At 57.7% G+C, this 22,945-nt stretch carries 17 protein-coding genes; 12 read left to right on the forward strand and 5 right to left on the reverse strand.

Annotation, left to right across the window (positions count from 1 at the left end):
- Positions 1–63: 63 nt before the first annotated feature.
- The 4 genes from GS646_RS06205 (at position 64) to GS646_RS06220 (ending at position 6,604) form a co-directional block, all read left to right on the forward strand.
- Positions 64–3,441 (forward strand): DUF3971 domain-containing protein, encoded by a 3,378-nt coding sequence (locus tag GS646_RS06205; RefSeq protein WP_371732052.1) that lies wholly within the window; start codon positions 64–66, stop codon positions 3,439–3,441.
- Positions 3,442–3,483: 42 nt separating this feature from the next.
- Positions 3,484–4,530, forward strand: coding sequence for a tRNA preQ1(34) S-adenosylmethionine ribosyltransferase-isomerase QueA (queA, locus tag GS646_RS06210; protein ID WP_171186235.1), 1,047 nt, complete (start codon positions 3,484–3,486; stop codon positions 4,528–4,530).
- Between the two features lie 111 nt (positions 4,531–4,641).
- Positions 4,642–5,919, forward strand: coding sequence for an MFS transporter (locus GS646_RS06215; RefSeq protein ID WP_171090650.1), 1,278 nt, complete (start codon positions 4,642–4,644; stop codon positions 5,917–5,919).
- Between the two features lie 109 nt (positions 5,920–6,028).
- Positions 6,029–6,604 (forward strand): DUF924 family protein, encoded by a 576-nt coding sequence (locus GS646_RS06220; protein ID WP_171090649.1) that lies wholly within the window; start codon positions 6,029–6,031, stop codon positions 6,602–6,604.
- A 49-nt stretch (positions 6,605–6,653) separates the two neighbouring features.
- Here the strand turns inward: GS646_RS06220 and GS646_RS06225 are convergent, their stop codons facing one another.
- On the reverse strand, positions 6,654–7,088 hold the full coding sequence (locus GS646_RS06225; RefSeq protein WP_171185786.1) for a hypothetical protein: 435 nt from the start codon (positions 7,086–7,088) through the stop codon (positions 6,654–6,656).
- Positions 7,089–7,302: 214 nt separating this feature from the next.
- Here GS646_RS06225 and lpdA point away from each other — a divergent pair, with 214 nt between their 5' ends.
- Positions 7,303–8,697, forward strand: coding sequence for a dihydrolipoyl dehydrogenase (lpdA, locus tag GS646_RS06230; RefSeq protein ID WP_171647645.1), 1,395 nt, complete (start codon positions 7,303–7,305; stop codon positions 8,695–8,697).
- Between the two features lie 131 nt (positions 8,698–8,828).
- Here lpdA and GS646_RS06235 read toward each other — a convergent pair whose 3' ends face one another.
- Positions 8,829–10,214, reverse strand: coding sequence for a M20/M25/M40 family metallo-hydrolase (locus tag GS646_RS06235; protein ID WP_171185783.1), 1,386 nt, complete (start codon positions 10,212–10,214; stop codon positions 8,829–8,831).
- A 319-nt stretch (positions 10,215–10,533) separates the two neighbouring features.
- Here GS646_RS06235 and hemA point away from each other — a divergent pair, with 319 nt between their 5' ends.
- The 4 genes from hemA (at position 10,534) to GS646_RS06255 (ending at position 14,763) form a co-directional block, all read left to right on the forward strand.
- Positions 10,534–11,757 (forward strand): 5-aminolevulinate synthase, encoded by a 1,224-nt coding sequence (gene hemA / locus GS646_RS06240; protein WP_171185781.1) that lies wholly within the window; start codon positions 10,534–10,536, stop codon positions 11,755–11,757.
- Between the two features lie 129 nt (positions 11,758–11,886).
- A complete protein-coding gene (locus tag GS646_RS06245) occupies positions 11,887–13,092 on the forward strand; it encodes a helix-turn-helix domain-containing protein (RefSeq protein ID WP_171185779.1) in 1,206 nt (401 codons plus the stop codon).
- 71 nt (positions 13,093–13,163) lie between these two features.
- Complete coding sequence (ispG, locus tag GS646_RS06250; protein ID WP_171090637.1) at positions 13,164–14,285, forward strand: flavodoxin-dependent (E)-4-hydroxy-3-methylbut-2-enyl-diphosphate synthase; 1,122 nt, start codon at positions 13,164–13,166, stop codon at positions 14,283–14,285.
- 61 nt (positions 14,286–14,346) lie between these two features.
- Complete coding sequence (locus GS646_RS06255; protein WP_171185776.1) at positions 14,347–14,763, forward strand: VOC family protein; 417 nt, start codon at positions 14,347–14,349, stop codon at positions 14,761–14,763.
- 127 nt (positions 14,764–14,890) lie between these two features.
- Here GS646_RS06255 and GS646_RS06260 read toward each other — a convergent pair whose 3' ends face one another.
- Both GS646_RS06260 and GS646_RS06265 read right to left on the reverse strand, forming a co-directional pair.
- On the reverse strand, positions 14,891–15,649 hold the full coding sequence (locus tag GS646_RS06260; RefSeq protein WP_171647643.1) for a DsbA family protein: 759 nt from the start codon (positions 15,647–15,649) through the stop codon (positions 14,891–14,893).
- Entirely contained in the window at positions 15,646–17,028 is a 1,383-nt protein-coding gene (locus tag GS646_RS06265; protein ID WP_171647641.1) for a M48 family metalloprotease, read from the reverse strand. Before GS646_RS06265 ends, GS646_RS06260 begins: the two co-directional genes overlap by 4 nt.
- Between GS646_RS06265 and GS646_RS06270 the strand changes: the two genes are divergently transcribed.
- The 3 genes from GS646_RS06270 (at position 17,027) to GS646_RS06280 (ending at position 22,061) form a co-directional block, all read left to right on the forward strand.
- A complete protein-coding gene (locus GS646_RS06270) occupies positions 17,027–18,190 on the forward strand; it encodes a pyridoxal phosphate-dependent aminotransferase (protein WP_171647639.1) in 1,164 nt (387 codons plus the stop codon). The two genes, GS646_RS06265 and GS646_RS06270, sit on opposite strands and share 2 nt — an antisense overlap.
- Before the next feature lie 66 nt (positions 18,191–18,256).
- A complete protein-coding gene (locus GS646_RS06275) occupies positions 18,257–19,477 on the forward strand; it encodes an N-acetylmuramoyl-L-alanine amidase (protein WP_171185769.1) in 1,221 nt (406 codons plus the stop codon).
- Between the two features lie 94 nt (positions 19,478–19,571).
- Entirely contained in the window at positions 19,572–22,061 is a 2,490-nt protein-coding gene (locus tag GS646_RS06280) for a PBP1A family penicillin-binding protein (RefSeq protein WP_171647637.1), read from the forward strand.
- Here GS646_RS06280 and GS646_RS06285 read toward each other — a convergent pair.
- The gene (locus GS646_RS06285; RefSeq protein ID WP_171647635.1) at positions 22,055–22,885 is read right to left on the reverse strand and encodes an aminoglycoside phosphotransferase family protein; all 831 of its coding nucleotides are present in this window, start codon (positions 22,883–22,885) and stop codon (positions 22,055–22,057) included. The genes GS646_RS06280 and GS646_RS06285 overlap by 7 nt on opposite strands.
- Positions 22,886–22,945 lie beyond the last annotated feature (60 nt).

Here is a 22,945-nt window from a genome sequence, read left to right on the forward strand (position 1 = left end):
ACTCCGCTAAAGGTTTTTAAAGGCTGCCTGATATCATAGGGCGACACGTGCGGGTTGGAAGGCGTGAATAGCAAATTGAAGCAACGCGAGGACGACGAAGGGGAGGCACCGAACAAACCGGTACGCCGCCGGTCGCGTCGTCGCGCTGCCGGGATTTGGGCCATGCGCGGGGCGATCATGCTGGTGCTGCTGGCGATGTTCACCGGTTTCATGATTGTGGGCCAAAGGATGCACGCGCCCGCCTGGCTCAGGGACAGGGTCGAGACGCGGTTGGAACAGGCTCTGGGCGGGCTGCAAATCCGGTTTGGTGACGTCAGTTTTATCATCCATGAGGGCTGGCGGCCCCGGCTGCGCCTGACCGATGTGTCCATCAGCGACGCGGCGGGCCAACAGATTGCACAGGTCTCGGATATGCGCGCCAGCCTTGCTATGCGGCCTTTGCTGCGTGGGCATGTCCGCCCGAAACGCATTATCCTGAGCGGTGCGCAGATCGCGCTGACCCGCGACACGGATGGGGCTTTGATCCTGACCGTCGGATCAGGCAGCGCACCGGTGCAAGAGGCACCGAATCTGGCGGAGTTGATCGAGGCGTCTGATCAGGTGTTCCTGTCTCCGGCACTGTCTGCACTGACTTCGGTCGAACTTGATGCAATCACGCTGGATTACCTGGATTTGCGGCAGGGGCGGTCCTGGGTGCTGGATGGCGGGCATATTCAGGCAAACCGCAGCGATAATGAGGTGCGACTGGCCACCGGGTTCTCGGTTCTGGCCGGGCGGGACTACGTCAGCGCGATCGAGGCCAACTATTCCAGTACGCTTGGCAGTCCAGCTGCGCAGTTTGGCATCTCGGTCTCGGACCTGCCCGCAGAAGACATCGCCGGCCAAAGCCCCGTGCTTGCGTGGTTGCAGGTTCTGAGGGCCCCAATCTCGGGGGCTTTGCGGGGCAGTATCGACGAAAGCGGTGCTATCGGGACAGGTTTTGCAACTCTCAACCTTGGTGCGGGGGCCGTGCAACCCAATCCCGAAACACGTCCGGTGCCGTTTGAATCTGCCCGCACCTATTTCACTTATGATCCGAAATCCCAGGCGCTGAACTTCAACGAGGTTTCGGTGGTTTCTGCCTGGGGTAAAGTACAGGCGGACGGCACGGCATTTCTGCAGGGCGTGGAAGAGGGCGTTCTGGACAGCCTGACCGCGCAGATGCGTTTGTCCGGCATCAACGTGAACCCCGCCAATCTGTTTCCCGAACCAATCCAACTGTCGCGCGCCAGCGTGGATTTCAAAATGGTCTTGGACCCGTTCGAGTTGCAGCTAGGGCAGGTTACCATCGAAGACCCGGGGCACATCATACGCGCGTTTGGGGTGCTGAGCGGTCGTCCTGACGGTTGGGCGGTCAAGCTGGATGCCCATCTGGATCAGATGACCTCGGACAAGGTGCTCAGTTACTGGCCTGAGCGCTTGGCGCCCAAGCCGCGTGAGTGGGTCACCGATAATCTGTACGAAGGGGTTCTGTCGGATATGGACTTTGCCCTTCGGCTTGAACCTGGATCGAAACCCGATCTGTATTTGGATTTCGGATTCGAGAAGGCCAAAATCCAGTTCGTTAAAACGCTGCCGCCAATCGAAAACGCGCAGGGTCAGGCAAGTCTGCTCAATCAGCGCTTTACCGTTACCGCACAGCAGGGGGTGGTGATTGCCGATGAAGGTGGTGCCGTGGATGCTTCGGGCACGTCGTTCATCATACCTGATACGGATATCAAGAAATCAGCCCCTGCAATCGCGCGTATCCAAGCCAAAGGCAGTGTGACGGCGGCCTTGTCGCTGTTGGATCGTCCGCCTCTTGAATTGTTGACTAAGGCCGGGCTGCCTGTCGACCTTGCCGACGGAACGGCATCTTTGGCTGGTACGTTATCGTTGCCGCTGAAAAAGGGGCTCAAGTTTCAGGACACCGAGTTTCACTTCGACGGCCATCTGGCCAACCTGTTGAGCGATCGTCTGGTACCCGGATTTACTGTCAGCGCCGCTTTGCTGGATCTGTCCGGAAACCAGTCCGGTGTTCAGATCAAAGGGCAGGGACAATTCGGAGATGTCCCGCTTGAGGCGCTTTGGCAGCAGCCGATTGATGGAAAAACCGCACAGCGCAGTACATTGACAGGCCAGATCGAATTGTCGCCACGCCTAATGGATGAAATCGGCGCAGGGCTTCCGCCGGGGATGTTGACCGGGTCCGGGATTGCGGACATCTCCTTGGGGCTTGGCGCGGACGAGCCACCGAAGCTGTCCGTTTCGTCGGACTTGCAGGGCGTTGCGCTTGCGATCCCGGAACTTGGTTGGCGCAAAGCGACGTCCGCTTCGGGATCTCTGACCGCCGAAGCAACCTTGGGTAAACAGCTGAAAGTGGACAGCCTGCGCATTGAGGGCGCTGGCCTGCGGACCAGCGCCTCCATCACGTTTCGGGACAACGGCGATTTTGATCGCATCCAATTCAGCTCATTCGATATTGGTAATTGGTTGGCGGTTCCCGCCGAGATGATCGGACGTGGTGATACCGTCCCGGACATACGCGTGCTGGGCGGTGTGCTGGATATGGGAAAAGCGACGTTTGGCGAAAGCAGCGGTGGTGGCGGGGCTGGTCCCAAGCTGGATGTTGCACTGGACCGCCTGCAAATCACCGAAGCTGTGGCGCTGACGGGTTTTCGGGGCTCATTTCAAACAACCGGGGGGGTGAACGGGGGATTTACGGCGCAGGTCAATGGTGGGGCAGCGGTTTCAGGGCAGGTGACCCCACGTGGAAACCGCAGCGCTGTGACGCTGACATCGAAAGACGCGGGGGCCGTGCTGCGTTCTGCCGGGGTGCTGACCCAAGCACGTGGCGGAGATATGAACCTGAACCTCGAGCCGGTCACAGCGCCCGGCAACTACGACGTTATTCTGAGGATTGTGAACACACGCATCACCGATGCTCCTGCCATGGCGGCATTGCTGAACGCGATCAGCCTTGTTGGCCTGCTGGACGAGATGGCTGGACAGGGCATCTTTTTCTCGGCCATAGACAGCCGCATGAGGGTCACGCCCACCGAGATCAAAGTGCTCAGCGGCAGTGCAGTCGGACCATCCATGGGCCTGTCCTTCGATGGCACCATCGACACAGTGAACGAGATGCTAAACCTGCGCGGGGCCATTTCGCCGATCTATTTGCTGAATGCCGTCGGCAGCGTCTTTACCCGCAAGGGAGAGGGGGTGTTTGGTTTTAACTATACCCTCAAAGGACCGCTCGCGTCGCCGAAAGTGTCGGTCAACCCCTTGTCTGGCCTTGCTCCGCTGTTTCTGCGCGACCTGCTGCGCCAGCCCGCCCCAAAGGTGTCAGACGGCCCCAATGCGGTTCCCCTGAAACCAGACGAGCCGAAACCCACCTTTGGCTCGCGTCCCAGCGACCGCTGAGAGCATATGGCCGAATCCCTTTCGGGGATGTATGGCGCGCGCATGAAACTCAGCGATTTTGATTTCCATCTGCCCGAAGACCTGATTGCCACGCGACCTGCCAGTCCGCGCTCGTCTGCGCGTTTGCTGGTGGCACAGGGCGATGTGACGACGGACAGCCATGTGTTCGACCTGCCGGATTTTCTGCAACCAGGCGATCGGCTGGTTCTGAATGACACGCGCGTTATCCCGGCACGGCTGAACGGGCGCCGTCATCGGGACAGTGCGCAAGGCCCGGTCTCGGCAGGGATTGAGGCCACATTGCTGGACCCTCAGGCCGATGGCACATGGTCGGCACTGATCAAGCCGCTGAAAAAAGTGAAGATTGGGGAAGAGATTGTCTTCTCGGACGATCTGAGTGCAACGCTGTGCAAGGTTGAGGACGGTCAGGCGTATCTGAGGTTCAACCTGAGCGGAGAGGATTTTGATGCCGCGTTAGAGCAGGCCGGTGCGATGCCCCTGCCACCTTATATCGCGGCCAAACGTCCCGCGGATGAACAGGATAGGACCGATTACCAAACCATCTGGGCGCGAAATTCTGGTGCGGTTGCCGCCCCGACCGCCTCGTTGCATTTCGATGATGCGCTGATGAGCGCGTTAGCGGACCGAGGTGTTGGTTTCACGCACGTCACCCTTCACGTGGGCGCAGGCACGTTCCTGCCCGTCAAAGTAGAAGACGTGACGACCCACAAGATGCATGCAGAATGGGGGCAGGTGAGCCCTGAGGCAGCAGCCGAGATTCAGGCGACCAAAGACGCAGGCGGGCGTGTAATCCCGGTGGGCACCACGGCATTGAGGTTGATCGAAAGCGCCGCGCTGTCCGGAACAATCCAACCTTGGGAAGGGGACACCGATATATTCATCTATCCCGGTTTCAAGTTCCACGTCACCGACGCGCTGATGACCAATTTCCACCTGCCGAAATCAACGCTGTTGATGCTGGTGTCGGCGCTCATGGGGCAAGACCGGATGCTTAAAGTGTATGATCATGCGATTGAGCAGAAATACCGTTTCTTTTCTTACGGCGACGCGTCGCTTTTAATCCCGTGAAGGGCGCAGGCGAAGCATCAAAACAGTTCAATGTCGTAGACAAGCGCGACAGAAGCGGTCTTTGATCGCAGAACAGCTCGCACTTTAGGTTGGCATCAGTCGGAGACCCCAATGATTCAGGTTCTTTCCAGCGCATGGGCGTTGCTGCTCGGCATGGGGTTGCTGATGGTCGGAAACGGCCTTCAAGGCACGCTTCTGGGTGTCCGGGGCGAAATCGAAGGGTTCTCGACGCTGCAGATGTCATTTGTGATGTCAGCCTATTTTGTCGGTTTCCTCGGTGGCTCTCGTCTTGCACCTGAAATGATCCGACGCGTGGGTCATGTACGGGTTTTTGCGGCGCTGGCGTCTTTCATTTCGGCCGTCATGATTATGTACCCGATGCTCACGGACCCAATCGCTTGGGTTTTGGGGCGGGTGGTGATTGGCTTCTGTTTCTCGGGCGTGTATGTCACCGCAGAAAGCTGGCTGAACAACGCGGCCAATAACGAGAACCGGGGGCAGGCATTGTCCCTGTATATGATTGTTCAGATGTCAGGGATCATTGGTGCGCAAGCCCTGTTCCTGGTCGGTGATCCGGCGGGATATGAGACCTTTGTCATCGCTTCGATCCTGGTATCTGTGTCTTTTGCGCCAATTTTGCTGTCCATTTCACCAACACCGGCCTTTGACACCACCAAGCCCATGACCCTACGCGAATTGATGCAAAAATCGCCGCTGGGCTGTATCGGCTTGTTCCTTTTGGGAGGGGTTTTCTCTGCTCAGTTCGGTATGTCCGCGGTGTACGGGGCGCAGGCGGGGCTGAGCCTTGTTGAAATCTCAACCTTTGTAGCTGCCTTCTACGTTGGTGCGGTTGTGCTTCAATATCCGCTGGGGTGGTTTTCGGATCGCATGGACCGGCGTGTTCTGATCTTTCTGGTCGCAACGGTAGGGGCGGTCGCGGCCCTCGCAGGAATGCTCTACGGGGTGACTTTCGAAATCCTGTTGGTCTCGGCTTTTTTGATCGGCGGTATGTCCAACCCGTTGTATTCATTGTTGATCGCACATACCAACGACTTTCTGGAACACGAAGATATGGCCGCCGCGTCCGGTGGCCTTGTGTTCATCAACGGCTTAGGTGCCGTCGCAGGTCCATTGATCACCGGTTGGCTGATGGACGATGCCGTGTTCGGCCCGCCCGGCTTTTTCCTGATCATTGCTGTGCTGCTGTTCTTCCTTGCGGTGTATTCCGCATATCGGATGACGCAGCGCGCCTCGGTTCCCGTGGACGAAACCGGCACAATGGCGACATTGTATCCAACAGCGTCACCAGTCGCATTCGAAGTTGCGCAAGAGGTTGCGATCGAAGCAGCCGAAGCAGAAGCAGAAGAAAGCGCGCAGGAAACCGCTTAAGACACGAATTTATGTCGAATATGTTGCAATATGTTACTGTAACAGTTCTGTAAAACGGCCTTAAATGACCTTACGTCCCTTTTGCGGGCATAAGACGGAGTTTAAGGCAATGGCAACGCCTGAAGAGGTATTGAGTTTTTGGTTAGATAAAGTTGGTCCGAAAGGCTGGTACATACAGGATGAGGCGCTGGATGCAGAAATCCGCGATCGTTTCCTGTCAACTTGGGAGGCAGCGGTAGAGGGCAAGTTTTCGCTCTGGCTGACATATCCCAGCGGCGCACTGGCTTACATTATTTTGACGGACCAGTTTCCACGTAACATGTTCCGGGGTCAGGCGCGTGCTTTCGCGACAGACCGGGCGGCTTTGGCGGCGGCGAAATGCGCGGTCGACAAAGGCTGGGACAAAAAGATCGACGAACCGGCGCGGCAGTTCTTTTACCTGCCCTTGATGCATTCAGAAAACCTGTGCGATCAGGAGCGCTGTGTGAGGTTGATTTGCGAAAACCTGAGCCGCGACACAAGCAATCTGCTGCATGCGCGGGCGCATCGCGAAGTGATCCGCAAGTTTGGCCGGTTCCCGTATCGAAACGAAGCGCTGTCGCGTAATTCGACCCCCCACGAGGTCGCATATGTCGACATGGGTGGTTACGGCACCACCGTGCGCGAGCTTCAAGCGACCGTTTGACGGCACCCGACGTGTTGGCAGGCCGCGCAGTATTTTGCGCGGCGCAGCCTCATGAACCTGGCTCGCACCCTTTGAAATCCAGTACGCGCTGAGACACGATGTCGGCACCCTTTTCGATGGTTTGAGCAATCAGAACCTGAGGTTCGTCCGACAGGCTGCTCAACCGTTCCTGCGCTGCCTGTAACTTTTGTTCCAAACTGTTCAGGCGGGCCAAGGCTGACCGGAGCTCTTGCGCGGCTGCACTATTCGCCCCAGGATTTTCCAGCGACAAATCGGCCAGGTCTGCACGCAATGCCGCAAGCTCTGTTCTCGTGCCATTCACTTCATCCCGGATAGGGGCAACAGCTTGCACGGTTTGGGAAAACTCTGCTGTGATGCTCTCGACCTTGGACGCAAGTTGCCAGCCCAGAAACAGACACAGCGCCACAAGGATCAATGTGGCGTTGAGCAGAGCAAGCAGCAGGTCTTTAAGGGTTTTTGCCATGATCAGCCTCTTGAATGTCATTTGTTAAGAATTGCTCGAACGGTGTCGGCGGTTCTGTTCTAGCCACAGAGAGAGCTTGGGTATAGGCTGAATCCCGCACATTCAGGCATTGCTTACCCTGCGTCGCTTTTGTCGCGGGGGCGGCCTGTTGATGTGTTTCGGAAAGTAGTTTAATGGTAAACTAATTTCTCAACACCTGCGCCGAGAGGGACACATGGCTGCACAATCTTATGATCTGATCGTAATCGGGGCTGGCCCCGGCGGCTATGTCGCTGCAATCCGCGCAGCTCAGCTGGGTCTGAAAACCGTTGTTGTCGAACGCGAACATCTGGGTGGTATTTGCCTGAACTGGGGCTGCATTCCGACCAAAGCCTTGTTGCGCTCGTCCGAGGTGTTTCACCTGATGGAACGCGCCAAGGATTTTGGTTTGAAGGCCGACAAGATTGGCTACGATCTGGATGCGGTGGTTAAAAGGTCACGGGGTGTGGCCGGGCAACTGTCGGGTGGGATTGGCCACCTGTTGAAGAAGAACAAGGTTGCCGTGGTGATGGGCGAAGCCACGATCCCTGCCAAGGGCAAGGTCAGTGTCAAAACCGAAAAAGGTACCGAAGAACTCACAGCCAAGAACATCATTCTGGCCACCGGCGCGCGGGCACGGGAGTTGCCGGGGCTTGAGGCAGACGGCGATCTGGTCTGGACCTACAAACATGCGCTGCAACCGCCACGGATGCCAAAGAAGCTGCTGGTCATTGGGTCTGGCGCAATCGGCATCGAATTCGCCAGCTTCTACAACACGCTGGGCGCAGACACGACCGTGGTCGAGGTGATGGACCGGGTGCTGCCGGTGGAAGATGCCGAGATCAGCGCCTTTGCTAAAAAGGCATTCACCAAGCAAGGCATGACCATCATGGAAAAAGCTATGGTCAAGCAGCTGGACCGGGCCAAGGGCAAGGTAACGGCCCATATCGAGGTCAAGGGCAAGGTCGAGAAACACGAATTCGACACCGTGATCTCGGCTGTTGGCATTGTCGGCAATGTCGAAAACCTTGGGCTTGAAGCTCTGGGGGTCAAGATCGACCGCACACATGTGGTGACGGATGAATTCTGCCGTACCGGTGTCGAAGGCCTGTATGCAATCGGTGACATCGCCGGCGCGCCCTGGTTGGCGCACAAGGCCAGCCACGAAGGTGTAATGGTTGCCGACCTGATCGCGGGCCAACATGCGCACCCGGTTAAACCCGAGAGCATTGCAGGATGTACCTACTGCCAGCCTCAGGTCGCGTCCGTGGGCTACACGGAAGCCAAAGCCAAAGAGCTGGGCTATGACATCAAAGTTGGTCGCTTCCCCTTCATCGGCAACGGCAAGGCGATAGCGTTGGGTGAGCCGGAGGGGTTGATCAAAACCGTCTTTGACGCAAAGACCGGAGAACTTCTGGGTGCGCACATGATCGGCGCAGAAGTCACCGAACTGATTCAGGGATACGTTGTGGGTTGCCAGTTGGAGACCACTGAAGAAGACCTCATGAACACGGTCTTCCCACATCCAACCTTGTCAGAGATGATGCACGAAAGCGTTCTGGACGCTTATGATCGCGTGATCCACATGTAAGGGAAGGGGGCGCTGCCCCCGCCGCGGCAAGCCGCGACTCCCCCGAGGTATTTATAGCCAGATGAAGCAGGGGATCCGTACTTCATCTGGCCCAAAATACCTCGGAGCGCGAGGCAGAGCCTCGCAAAAAACTACTTGTTCAAAGCATCCAGAATTCGGGCCCACGAGCGGATGCCCTTATGGAAACTTTTGACGTCATATTTCTCATTCGGAGAATGGATGGCATCATCTTCGTTTGCATAGCCAACCAGCATCGAATCGAGCCCCAGCACGGTGTTGAAATACCCGACGACCGGGATGGACCCGCCCATGCCTGTAAACACAGCCTCGCGCTCCCATTCATCGGAAAGGGCTGCGCGCGCGGCTTCGAATTCCGGTCGGTTGATGTTCATGACGGAAGCAGGAGAGCCTTCGGAGTCATTATCCCAAACGACTTTAGCATCTGGAGACAGGCGTTCCTCGACGTGTTTGCGGATCTTCCTGCGCAACGCATCGGGGTTCATATCGCCCACAAGGCGGCAGGTAATTTTACAATGGGCTTCCGACGGGATCACGGTTTTCGAACCAGCGCCATTATAGCCGCCCCATAGGCCGTTCACCTCTAGTGTTGGACGTGCCCATTGCTGTTCAAGTGTCGAATACCCCTTTTCACCATGCGGTTGGGTATAACCGACCGAGTTCAGATAATCTGCTTCGTCGAAACCGCAGTTTTGCCACTGGCGAAGCTGGTCTTCGGGTACTTCGTGCACGCCCTCATAAAACCCTTCGATCGCGACGCGCCCGGTTTCGTCATCGTAGAACGAAGAGACGATCTTGGACAATTCCCGCAGCGGGTTCAGGCCGGGGCCACCATAGTGGCCGGAATGCAGATCGATCCGGGGACCTATGATTGTGAACTCGTCCTTCAGCATGCCGCGCAATTGGGCGGCAATCGAGGGAACGCCGCGTGACACCATCGAGGTGTCGCAAACAAGTGCCAAATCTGCTTTAAGCTCGGCCGCATTTTCCTTGAGGAAAGGAACCAGAGAGGGCGAGCCGGATTCTTCCTCGCCTTCGAAGAAAAAGGTGATGCGACAGGGCATGGACCCATGGACGGCCTTCCAGGCCCGGCAGGCTTCGACAAAGGTCATCAATTGTCCTTTGTCGTCAGATGCGCCGCGCCCGCGGATCACCGGACCATGTGCTGTTTCTTCAATCGCGGGATCGAAAGGATCGCGGGTCCAGAGGTTCAAAGGGTCGACTGGCTGAACATCGTAGTGACCGTAGAACAGAATATGCGGGGCGTCTGTGTCCTCTCCCACATGACCGACAACCATAGGGTGGCCGGGAGTTTCCCGCTTTTCAGCAGCAATCCCGATACTGCGGAGGTCATCGACTAGCCAATCTGCGGCGCGGCTTACCTCGTCCTTGAATGCGGGATCGGTTGAAATGGACTGGATTCGCAGCAATTCCATCAGACGGTCGATCGACGTTTGCAGATCATCGTCAATCCGGTTCAGCACGGTGTCTAGCGACATAGGGGGCTCCTGCTTTTCTAGTTTGGGCGAACCCTAGCAGCGTCAACGGCGCCGTCCAGAGCGGTTGTGTCGAAAAGTTAAAGTCTACTCAGCACACTGACTTGACGGCGCCTGCGTCGTTTCCACGCGTTCGATGGCCGTAACTTTACTTGTCGTAGGGGGCGCAACCTTTTATTTGATGCAAATCAAAGTTGGGTTCACCTGTTCGGCTGTAACCAGCTAAACTAAGGAACGCAAAGCCGCTGAAGCAGGTTACACTGTTTAAGGCGGCAGACTATTAGCCCAAGGGAAACCAATTTGGGCGCTCAAGGAGGGTCCGTTGGACTATACTGCTCAGCTCGATTCAGCGATCGCAAGGCTGCACGACGAAGGACGCTACCGGACCTTCATCGACATCGAACGTCGCAACGGACATTTCCCTCATGCGGTACGCACGCGTCCGGATGGGTCGCAGCAGAACATCACCGTATGGTGCGGCAATGATTACTTGGGCATGGGCCAGCACCCTGTTGTTCTGAATGCCATGCACGAGGCTGTGGACGCCGCAGGTGCAGGATCTGGCGGGACGCGCAACATCTCTGGCACCACGGTCTACCATAAAAGGCTTGAGGCCGAGCTGGCCGATCTGCACGGCAAAGAAGCCGCGCTGCTGTTCACAAGCGCTTATATTGCCAATGACGCAACGCTCAGCACTCTGCCCAAGCTGTTTCCTGGTCTGATCATTTATTCCGACGCGCTGAATCATGCATCGATGATTGAAGGTGTGCGCCGCAATGGTGGCGCCAAGCGGATCTTCCGGCACAACGACTTGGCGCATCTGCGTGAGTTGCTTGAAGCAGACGATCCTGCCGCGCCTAAGCTGATTGCGTTTGAGTCGGTCTATTCGATGGACGGCGATTTTGGTCCGATTGAAGAAATCTGCGATCTGGCAGATGAATTCGGCGCTCTGACCTATATCGACGAAGTTCACGCGGTTGGGATGTACGGCCCGCGTGGTGGCGGCGTGACCGAGCGGGACCGTCTGGCCCATCGGATCGACATTATCAATGGCACGCTCGCCAAAGCATATGGCGTTATGGGGGGCTATATCGCCGCCAGCGCCAAGATGTGTGACGCTGTGCGCTCTTACGCGCCGGGTTTCATTTTCACCACTTCGTTGCCGCCTGCTGTCGCTGCGGGCGCCGCCGCTTCGGTCGCGCATCTGAAAACCGCGCAAGAGCTGCGTGACCAGCATCAGACCCAGGCCAAGATCCTCAAGCTGCGACTGAAAGGTATGGGTCTGCCTTTGATTGATCATGGCAGCCACATTGTGCCCGTGATCGTTGGTAACCCTGTGCACACCAAAAAGCTCAGCGATATGTTGCTGGATGATTATGGCATTTACGTGCAGCCCATCAATTTCCCGACTGTCCCGCGCGGCACCGAAAGGCTTCGGTTTACCCCGTCTCCGGTGCATGGACCCGACGAAATGAACCGTTTGGTGCAGGCGATGGACGAACTTTGGTCACATTGTGCGCTAAATCGCGCCGAACTTGCCGGTTAACCTCACGCCAAAGTGTGCAACGTGATTGCCGCGTGTTAAGCTTAGGTTAACAAAATTGGCAGACGAATCATTGTGGGGATGATTCGCCGCTAACGCGAAATACGCGACAGGCAGAATGGGGCAGCAGGGATGATTGGGCGCAGATCTCAGCGCGAGTCCGAAGAAGATGTAGACGTCAGGCCAAAAGGGTTTGACGATTACGAGATTCGTTTAGGCGACAAGATGCGCGGTGAACGCGCAACGATGGGCAAATCTCTTCTGGATGTTCAACGCGAGCTGCGGATCAAAGCCAACTACATCGCCGCAATCGAAAACGCCGATCCTGATGCATTTGATACACCCGGCTTCATAGCCGGGTATGTGCGTTCTTATGCACGTTATCTGGGCATGAACCCGGATGAGACTTTTGCGACCTTCTGTCAGGAAAGCGGGTTTGAAGTCGCGCACGGCATGTCGGCCGAAGCATCGGTTGTCCGCAAACCCACGGGTGGTCTTCCGGCACGTGGTCCGATGGGACGCGATCCGTTCATCTCGCCCAACACGCCCTTCATTCCGGGCAAGGAACCTCTGGTCAGCCAGATTGAGCCTCGGGCCATCGGGTCTTCGCTGGTCTTGTTGGCGGTCATTGGCGGCATCGGCTACGGCGGCTGGGCCGTTCTGAACAAAATCCAGCAGGTGCAAGTCAACCCGGTAGAACAAGCCCCCGTCGTTTTGTCAGATTTGGACCCGCTGGATGCAGCGCGCAGCACAGTTTCGGACGGTCCTGTCGAGACGGCAAGCGCCGAAGCACTCGACCGTCTTTATCGTCCGCAGGCTTTGGACGTTCCGGTTCTGGTGGCGCGTGATGCGCCTATTTCAACGCTTGATCCGCGTGAGGTCGGAACGTTCCGTCCGCCCGAGCTGCCGCAGTTCGAAGTGGCAGATGTACACACAGTTGAACGTCCTGCATTGCCACAGGTGGTCGAGCAGATCGACACAACGCTAAAGATCGTGGCCGTGGACCCGGCTTGGATGCGCGTGACTGCGGCTGACGGCAGCATCATCTTTGAAGGCACTTTGGGCACGGTTGAGCAGGGCAGCGTTTTTGAGGTGCCCCTGACAGAAGAACCACCGCAGTTGCGGGCCGGGGCGTCTGGGTCGGTTTACTTCTCAATGAACGGTGAGCATTACGGCCCGGCCGGGGCACCAGGTACGGTTGCCAAAGGTGTCGTCCTGTCGAAAGATGCCGTGTCCGAGACTTATGCCGTTGCCGATCTTGAGGCCGAGCAGAACAGCGCGCTCAAGCAACTGGTGGCTGAACTGCAGACCGAGGCGACAGAAGCGCCCGCCGAGTGATCTAGCCATTGCGGTGACCCCGTTGCCGAACTATCTACAGTCGCAACTCTGGCAGACGCGGATCCGTCCTTATGTCCCTCAATCACGTACGCCCCTGGCGCGACATCTATCGCCGTAAATCCCGTCAAATCATGGTTGGCAACGTCCCGGTTGGCGGCGACGCGCCTATCGCGGTGCAAACCATGACCAACACGCTGACCACCGATGTGGCAGCGACCGTGGCGCAGGTTCAGGCCGCAGCCGAAGCGGGCGCCGATATTGTACGCGTTTCGGTCCCGGATGAGGCATCGTCCAAAGCGCTGAAAGAAATCGTGCGCGAAAGCCCCGTGCCGATTGTGGCAGATATTCACTTTCACTACCGCCGTGGCATCGAAGCAGCCGAGGCAGGGGCGGCTTGCCTTCGTATCAATCCCGGCAACATTGGCGATGAAACTCGTGTGAAGGAAGTGATCCAAGCTGCGCGCGACCATAATTGTTCGATCCGCATCGGCGTGAACGCGGGGTCTTTGGAAAAGCACCTGCTTGAGAAATACGGCGAACCATGCCCCGAGGCGATGGTGGAAAGCGGGTTGGAACATATCCGTATCCTGCAAGACAACGACTTTCACGAATTCAAGATCAGCGTGAAGGCCAGCGATGTCTTCCTGTCTGCCGCCGCTTATCAGGGCATTGCCGAGGCCACAGACGCGCCTATCCACCTCGGTATCACCGAGGCTGGTGGGCTGGTCAGCGGCACCATCAAATCGGCCATCGGTCTGGGCAACCTGCTGTGGATGGGAATCGGCGACACGATCCGCGTCAGCTTGTCCGCAGACCCGGTGGAAGAGGTCAAAGTTGGCTTTGAAATCCTGAAATCTCTGGGTCTTCGCCATCGCGGTGTGAACATCATTTCATGCCCGTCCTGCGCCCGGCAGGGATTTGACGTGATCAAAACCGTGGAACAGCTTGAGCACAGGCTAGAGCACATCAAGACGCCGATGAGCCTTTCGATCATCGGCTGTGTCGTGAACGGTCCGGGCGAGGCTTTGATGACCGACGTTGGCTTTACCGGCGGCGGGGCAGGGTCCGGCATGGTCTATCTGGCGGGCAAGGCCAGCCACAAGATGTCCAACGATCAGATGATTGATCACATCGTGGAGCAGGTCGAAAAAAAAGCGGCTGAACTGGACGCACAGGCCGAAGCGGCAGAGTAGATACACTCGGTCGAGACCTGCTACGCGACTTAAATGGCAAGTCTGCAAAAGGGGCCAAGGAATGATCGCCTATATCACCGTTGGCGTAGACGACATCGCACGCGCCGAGCAGTTTTACTCTGCTTTCCTGCCGTCCTTGGGGTATGAACTGGAGAGGTATCATGGCGACTTGAGCTATGCCCTGCCGGTCCAGCCAGGCCAGTCCGTTGCCTTGCCAGAATTTTATGTGAAATCCCCGTTCGACGGGCAACCAGCCTCAGCCGGTAATGGTACGATGGTTGCGTTTGAGGCACGAAATCAAAAGCAGGTTCGTGATCTTCACGCCGCAGCGATTGCCGCCGGTGGGGCGGATGAAGGCCAGCCAGGCTTTCGGGACGCATACGGTGCGCATTTCTATGTTGGGTACCTTCGCGACCCTCAAGGCAACAAGATCGCGTTGTTTTCCAGCAATCCAGACGAACCTGGACGAGACGGATAGATCAGACGTTATCGAAGTTCTTAAGGTGAGAGGCTTCGAGATCTAGCAGGGTCTTCGTGAATTTTGTTCTACGTCGCACGCGCACAGGAAACGGAATTGGGGCGGGCCAAGCCGCCCCATCCTTCGTTTACCCGCGCTCAGCCCGAACACCATCCGCGATCTGTTTCATCTGATCGGCAGGCAGGAAGCCACGCAGCATTTCGGTGCCCAGAACAAAAGAAGGCGTACCCGAGATTTGCATCCGTTGCGCCAGCGCTCGGGTGCGGGTGATTTCATCCGTAACGCTGTCGCTGTCCATCGCGGCGATGATCGCGTCGCTGTCCAGGCCCAATCCGTCCGAGATGCGGCGTAAAGAGATTTCATTTGGCTCGCCGGTGAACTCCAGCAGCGCGTCGTGGACCTGTTTGTAAGCGTCGTCTCCGGCCACCTGCTTGGTCGCAACCGCAAAGCGCGAGGACAAGACAGAGGCATCACCCAGAATAGGAAGCTCTTTGATGACAAGGCGGATATTACCATCTTCGGCCAACAGGCTGGCAACTTCGGGTACGGCACGGCGGCAATAGCCACAGCGGTAGTCCATGAATTCGACCAGAGTGATGTCTCCATCCGGGTTGCCGCCCACCCAGCTATAGCCGTCGTTGAAAAGCTCGTCTTCGTTGGCCGCGATCAGTTCCTTGTCAGCCAGCGCTTCGGCTGCGGCGTTGCGCTGTTCCAGGATGTTGATCGCTTCGATAATGACTTCGGGGTTTTCCAGCAGGTATTCCCGTACCTGCGCGCCAAACTCAACCTTTTCGGCATCGCTCATCGCGTTCAGGTCCAGCGCCTGCGCCGAGGTCGCAGCCATGGAAAGCCCCAGAAGGGCGGGTGCAGCATGTCTGAGGATCATTTCCGTTTCCTTTTGTTTCTCTTGAATCGTTCGGATGCAATCAGCACGTCTTGTGCCCTTTGCCAACCCGGTGAACCTTCGGGCAGTCGCGCCACGGCGCGTTTTGCGTGAATTCCGGCATCTTCTAGTCGCCCTTGCAGCGCATACCGCTCGGCTGTCACAGTCGATGCCATGCCGTTGTTGCCCACTTTTGCATATGCAACGCCCAGGTCCTGCATCAAACGCGCGTTGCGAAAATCGCGCGCACGCGCTTGTTCCAGGGCAGTAAGGGCCTGTTTAGTCTTGCCTTGCGCCAGCAGGGCCCGCCCATAACCTGCAAGGATCAGGGCATTGTTGGGGGCCATTTCAACGGCATTTGCATAAGCTTCAACAGCTTCGCTTACCTGCCTGTTTTCCAACAGAATTTGCCCCTTCAGATCATAATAAAACGGATCATCCGGACGGATAGCCAACGCTTCATCAATTGCGGCACGGGCTTGGGAGAGGTTGCGGTTTTGATGATGGGCCGAGGCTTCGCGCATTAGGCGAATGTCCCGATCGGTCTCTTCCTTGGCGCGCCGCAAGGTCCAATTGGGTGATCGCAAAAACGCCGAGAGTTTGCCTTTGACGCGGGCAAACCAGTAGTCGGCGGTCGGATTCGGAACGGCCTTGTCTCCAAATTCGTCCAGAAAAGCTTCGGCTGCGCGCAGGCGTTCGCGGCTGGTGGGGTGCGACCGCATATAGGGATCCTGATTGGCTACGCTCAGCAACTCCTGACCTGCGAATTTTCTGTGCAGTTCCACCATGCCGCTGGGTGAAATCTGGGCCCACCGAAGATAGCTGGCGGCACTGCGGTCCGCCGAAGCTTCTTCGGCGCGGGTGTGGCCCAGAAAACTGCGAAGGGCTGCGCCCCGCGTGCCGGCGGCGATGCCAATAGCAGCTTCTCCGCCGCCCGCTGCAGCCGCAAGCAGAGCCAAGGCTGTGCCAAGGCCCGCATTACGCTGAGCAGCTTTGAGGTTTTCGGCCCGGCGCGCCAGGTGACCATTTGCGATATGAGCGGCTTCATGTGCGATGACAGCCTGCAGCATTTCCGGGTTCTCTACGCTCAGAATCAGACCGTAGTTCACGTAGATGGCATTGTAGTCGATGACAAAAGCGTTGAACGTGTTGTCGTTGACGACCAGGATTTGAACGCGGTTTGTGTTCAACCCCGCTGCGCGCAACACGGGAAAGGCCAGTTCACGCAGCCCATACTCGATATCGGGATCGCGGATCAGGCTTTGCGCATGGGTTTGCGCCACTGCCGCCAGCCAGACAACAGCTGCAAGCATCAGAGCCGGGATTGACGCCAGCCTGGATACGCGTTCAAAAGCCATGGCTGCAACATGGGAGATGGGCATGAGAAACTCAACCCGGTCCGGGGTCGATCCGTTTATTGTGATGGACGTGATGGAGGCCGCGCGCAAAGCGGAAGAGGCCGGACGCCATATCATCCACATGGAAGTCGGCCAGCCAGGAACAGGAGCACCAAAAGGGGCCACGCAAGCTTTGGCCAGTGCCATGGAGGAAACCCCTTTGGGCTATACAGTGTCCTTGGGTCTGCCTGCGCTGCGCCAGCGGATCGCGCAGCTTTACGGGCAATGGTACGATGTTGACCTGAACCCCGAGAGGGTGGTGGTCACACCCGGATCTTCTGGCGGGTTTCTGCTTGCGTTTACGGCGCTTTTTGACAGCGGGGATCGGGTGGGTATCGGCGCGCCCGGTTATCCGTCATACCGCCAGATCCTCAAGGCGTTGGGTCTGGTGCCCGTCGATCTGCCCACTGCCGCTGAAAACAGGTTGCAGCCTGTCGCCGATGACATTCGAGGTATGGACCTGAGGGGGCTGATGGTGGCCTCGCCCGCAAACCCAACCGGCACGATGCTGGATCACGCGGCCATGGGGGCGCTTATTGACGCAGCGCAGGGGCAAGGGGCGTCGTTCATAAGTGACGAAATCTATCACGGGCTGGAATACGAAGCCAAAGCTGTCACCGCACTGGAGCTGACGGATGAGTGCTATGTGATCAACTCATTCTCCAAATATTTCTCGATGACCGGCTGGCGCGTCGGATGGATGGTCGTTCCCGAGGATCAGGTGCGCGTGGTCGAGCGGATTGCCCAGAACATGTTCATTTGCGCGCCCCATGCCAGCCAGGTCGCGGCACTGGCGGCAATGGATTGCGAAGACGAATTGCAGGCCAATCTGGACGTGTACCGCCGTAACCGCGCGTTGATGCTGGACGGTCTGCCCAAGGCCGGGTTCACAAACATAGCCCCGCCCGACGGTGCGTTTTATGTTTATGCTGACGTGTCTGACCTGACCAATGACAGCCGTGCCTTCGCGGCCGAGATTCTTGAAAAGGCGGGCGTTGCGGTAACTCCGGGTCTCGACTTCGATCCCCAGCGCGGTCACACGACCCTGCGTTTCTCTTACGCAAGGGCCACGGCGGATATCGAAGACGGTCTTGAGCGTTTGCGCCTGTTCATGGCCGCGCGTGGCGCGATCAGGGAACAGGCCTGAACCGTTCACAAAACGCAGCTTGTGGTATAGGCTGCCGTCCAAACGATCTCGGGAAAACTTGAGGCTATGAGCAGGATCTTCTTTTGCATCGCCCTGATATGGGCGCTGGCCAGCGGTGCGATGGCGCAGGATTTCAGCGCGCTGGCGCGTGTCCAGCCAGACCAAAGCCGCATTACGGACGTCGGGCGTACTGGGGTGCAGGTGAATATCGGTCTCAGCCAAGGGGTGCCGTACCGGATCTTCACCTTGCAGGACCCGTATCGGATGGTTCTGGACTTTAACGAGGTCGACTGGACGGGTTTGAAGTCGCAGGACTTCCTGCAATCAGATCGCATAAGCGGTGTTCAGTTCGGAGCTTATGTTCCTGGCTGGTCACGTCTGGTGCTGGAGCTAGGCGCACCCATGGCGGTTGATACAGCGCAATTGTCAGTTGCCGAGGATTCGGGTGCTGCCGTGTTGTCCCTGAACCTCAAGGGCACGGATTTCGACACGTTCAACGCAACCGCAGGTGCGCCGCGCAATCCGGGCTGGGACCTGCCGGAACCCGCCAACCTGCCGCAAGCGGAACCACGCAGCGCCGACCGGCCCCTGCGTGTCATGCTGGATCCGGGTCATGGCGGAATTGATCCGGGTGCCGAAGTCGGCGATGTGAATGAGAAGACGATGATGCTGACTTTCGCGCGTGAGCTGCGGGAAGTTCTTTTGCGTTCAGGCAGATACGAGGTGGTCCTGACGCGGGTTGAGGATCAGTTCGTGTCGCTTGAGCGTCGGATTGCCTTGGCCCATCGGGCGGGTGCGGACCTGTTCATTTCGCTGCACGCTGATTCCCTGTCCGAGGGGCAGGCTCATGGCGCGGCGGTCTATACTTTGTCCGATGATGCCTCGGATGTGGCAAGTTCAAAACTGGCCGAGCGACACGACCGGGGGGATTTGCTGTCGGGTGTTGATCTCAGCGGCTCGGACGATCAGGTGGCCGATGTTCTGCTGGATCTGGCGCGGCAGGAAACCAAGCCGCGCACACGGTCGCTGGCTTCGGCGATTGCCAACGGCATGGCGCAGCAAGGTGGCCCAATGAACCGCAAACCGCTGCGCACGGCGTCTTTTTCCGTGCTCAAGGCGGCGGATATCCCTTCTGTTCTGGTCGAGCTTGGGTTCTTGTCCAGTCCCAGAGACCTGAAAAACCTCAAGGATCCGGAATGGCGATCGAAAATGGCTCTGGGTATTTATCAGGGGCTTGAGGACTGGCGACAGCAGGACGTGATCCGTAAATCCCTGATTGGCCAGTGACCTTGCGGCGCAAACCGGCTAGAATACGCTTGGTGTTTTGACCCTCAGGCGGCGCATCACTATATAGACGGCACCGCGAGAAAAAGGCAGTAACGTGATCCGGTTCATTCTTTCGTTTTTCGGGGCTATCTTCAGCCTCGTAACTTTGGGTATTTTCATGGCCGCACTGGTAATCGGTGCGGTGTTTTGGATGTATGGGCGCGACCTGCCCAGCCATGAATCACTGGCACAGTACAAGCCTCCGACCATCAGCCGGATCTATTCGGGCGAAGGTCAGCTGATCGACGAATTCGCGCAAGAGCGTCGTCTGTTCACCCCATCCGAGGAAATTCCTGATCTGGTGAAGCAGGCTTTTATCTCGGCGGAAGACAAGAACTTTTACACCCATCAGGGATATGACCCGCGTGGTATCATCGCCGCGGGGGTTGAGGCCGTGCGCAGCAAGGGCGAAACCGTGCGCGGGGCCTCGACCATCACCCAGCAGGTGATGAAGAACTTCCTGCTATCGGGTGACCGCCGGGCTGAACGCAAGATCAAGGAAATCATCCTCGCCACCCGGCTTGAGGATACCTTGGACAAGGAACAGATCCTCGAGCTTTACATGAACGAGATCTTTCTGGGTCAGAACTCGTACGGTGTGACGGCTGCGGCGCAGACCTATTTCAACAAGACCTTGCAGGAACTTGCTCCGCATGAGGCCGCGATGTTGGCCGCAATGCCCAAGGCACCGTCGGATTACCACCCGGTTCGCCAAAAAGAACGCCTTCTGGCCCGCCGTAACTATGTGCTGCGTGAGATGAACCAGAACGGCTATATCGATCAGGCGACCTATGAGGTCGAAGTCGAAATGCCGCTGCGTTCGGTTCAGAACGGTGACTTTGAAAGCTTCCGCACCGCTTTACCGCCGCGGGACTATTTCACCGACGAAATCCGCCGCCAGTTGAGCGAGGATTTTGGCGAAGGCGAGTTCTTTACCGGCGGCTTTACGGTCCGTGCGTCTGTAGACGAAGAAATGCAGATCGAAGCTGCCAAAGCTCTGCGCGAGGCGTTGCAGAAATACGACCGCTCACGCGGCAGGTGGCGTGGAACCGGCGAAGTGATCCCGGAAGAAACGTTGGCGGATGAGGCGCAGTGGCGCGAAGCGTTGTCGGTCATGGAAATTCCACGCGATGTGGTGCTACCGACCCGATGGTATCCTGCGGTCGTCTTGAATGTCGCGGACCAGCAACTCACGGTCGGGATCGAAAACGGGCCTGCGGATGGTGTTGTCCCACGTTCAGACATCAAATGGATGCAGGGCGATTTTGCAGCGAACTTCAAACGCGGTGACGTGATCCTTGTCATGGCTGGGGAAGAGGGGCAGTGGTCCGCCCGACAGGTGCCCGAAGTGCAGGGCGGCTTTGTTGCGATGGATGTGAACTCGGGGCGTGTTCTGGCGATGCAGGGCGGGTTCTCGTATCAGGACACCGTGTTCAATCGCGCCACACAGGCGCAGCGTCAGCCCGGATCGTCTTTCAAACCCTTCGTCTATGCCGCCGCGCTGGACAGTGGCTATAGCCCCGCAACCATCGTTGTGGATGCCCCGATTGAGGTGAACACGCCACAGGGTCTGTGGCGTCCCAAGAACTCGTCGAACAAGTTCTACGGACCGACGCCGCTGCGCACCGGGATCGAGCAGTCGCGGAACCTGATGACCATCCGTCTGGCGCAAGAAGTCACGATGCCGGTGGTTGCAGGCTATGCGGAACGCTTTGGCGTCTACGACCGTATGGGGGCATTCCTTGCCAACTCGCTGGGGTCCGAAGAGACGACGCTTTACAAGATGGTGGCCGCCTATGCGATGTTTGCCAATGGCGGTCAGCGGGTCGAACCCACTCTGGTCGACCGCATTCAGGACCGTTTCGGCAAAACCATCTATCGCCACGACGACCGTCAGTGTCTGGATTGCGATTCCACATGGATGGCCGCTGATGAATCTCCGACCCTTGTGACGGACCGCCCTCAGGTGATGGATGCGATCACGGCCTATCAGTTGACCTCAATGATGACGGGCGTTGTGGATCGCGGTACTGCTTCGCGTTATGTCAACCTGCCGGTTCCGACAGCGGGCAAGACCGGAACCACCAATGAATCCAAGGATGCGTGGTTCATCGGATTTACCTCGAACATCGTGGCGGGATGCTACATCGGCTACGACCGACCGCGTCCGATGGGGCGGGGGGCTTACGGCGGCACGATGTGTGGCCCTGTGTTCCAAAGCTTCATGGAAAAAGCTGTCGAGAAATACGGCGGCGGTCCGTTCGAAGTGCCGGAAGGCGGTCATTTCATCAAGATCGACCGGTTCAGCGGCGCACGGCTGCCTGACGATGCCAGCGGTGACTATGTTGTAGCCGAATTCTTCCGTGACGGCGTCGACGGGTTTATCGACCGTGTTTACGACGGCGGATTTGCCATCGGTTCGGACCTTCCTTTGTTTGAGGAAGTGCAGCGCGCAGGCGTGCAGGTTCAGACCTCGACAGGTCAGACGGTCACTGTCGGGCCCAAAGCCACGCAGGGCGACCTGAGCACTGGCGGGCTTTACTGACCAGAAAAACGCAGAAGCAGAGTCAAAAGATCTGCTTCAGGATCGTTATCGATTGCACCGTCCGATCGCCAATAAATGGACAAGGCGCATTTGGCGGCGGCCCATTGGGCCAGCCGTTTCTTTGGCACTTTCAGCGCTTTGGAGTAGAGCGACAGGCAGGTTTCGATTTGCTGAGGATCACGCACCAAATCTGGCATTCCTTTTGGGTGGCGTAATGCATTTGCCAACTCAAACGCCGGGTCTCCGACATACCCTTTGGCATCGAAAACCCGTGGGCCTGCATCGGTCATGATGATGTTGTCAGGGTGAAGATCCCCGTGAAGGGGCACGGGCGCTGGCTGGGTATTCAACAGTTGCCGGCCCATGGCCATGGCGGACAGCATGTCATTGCGCAGAAGGGTTGGGCATTTTGGCGCAAAAGCGCAGTTAAACAACGGGGTGAAAACCTGGTCCAGGGGTCTCAACCCCTGAACCCGGACGGAGGGCTTTCCATGCAGATGCGCAGCAGTTTCGGCAAGGATTCTAGTGGCATCATCGGGGCGCCCCGAACGCGCAATGTCACCTAATGACGGGCCATCCAGCCATTCCATCAGAACAGCGCTCCGCTCTTCGTTGAAAATACGAACCGCACCTCGGTCTCGCCACGCATTTAACAGCGCGCTGCCGGGTGCTTCGTTGCCGCGATCCGGTCTGCGATAGAGTTTCAATGCGGCGGGTCCGTGTTTCGATAGCACTTTCCAAACCTGCGCCTGACCGGTCTCGGCAACCAGCTCTGACTGCTGCAGGTTCCATTCGTCCAGAAACTCGTCGCATGTGCTTGGCATTCGCGTCCGGCCCGTCTTGTGGTGTCTCGCACCTCTTGCTATCACGCAAGCCTGATTGAG

The organism is Ruegeria sp. HKCCD4315 (genome assembly GCF_013112245.1).
Taxonomy (GTDB): domain Bacteria; phylum Pseudomonadota; class Alphaproteobacteria; order Rhodobacterales; family Rhodobacteraceae; genus Ruegeria.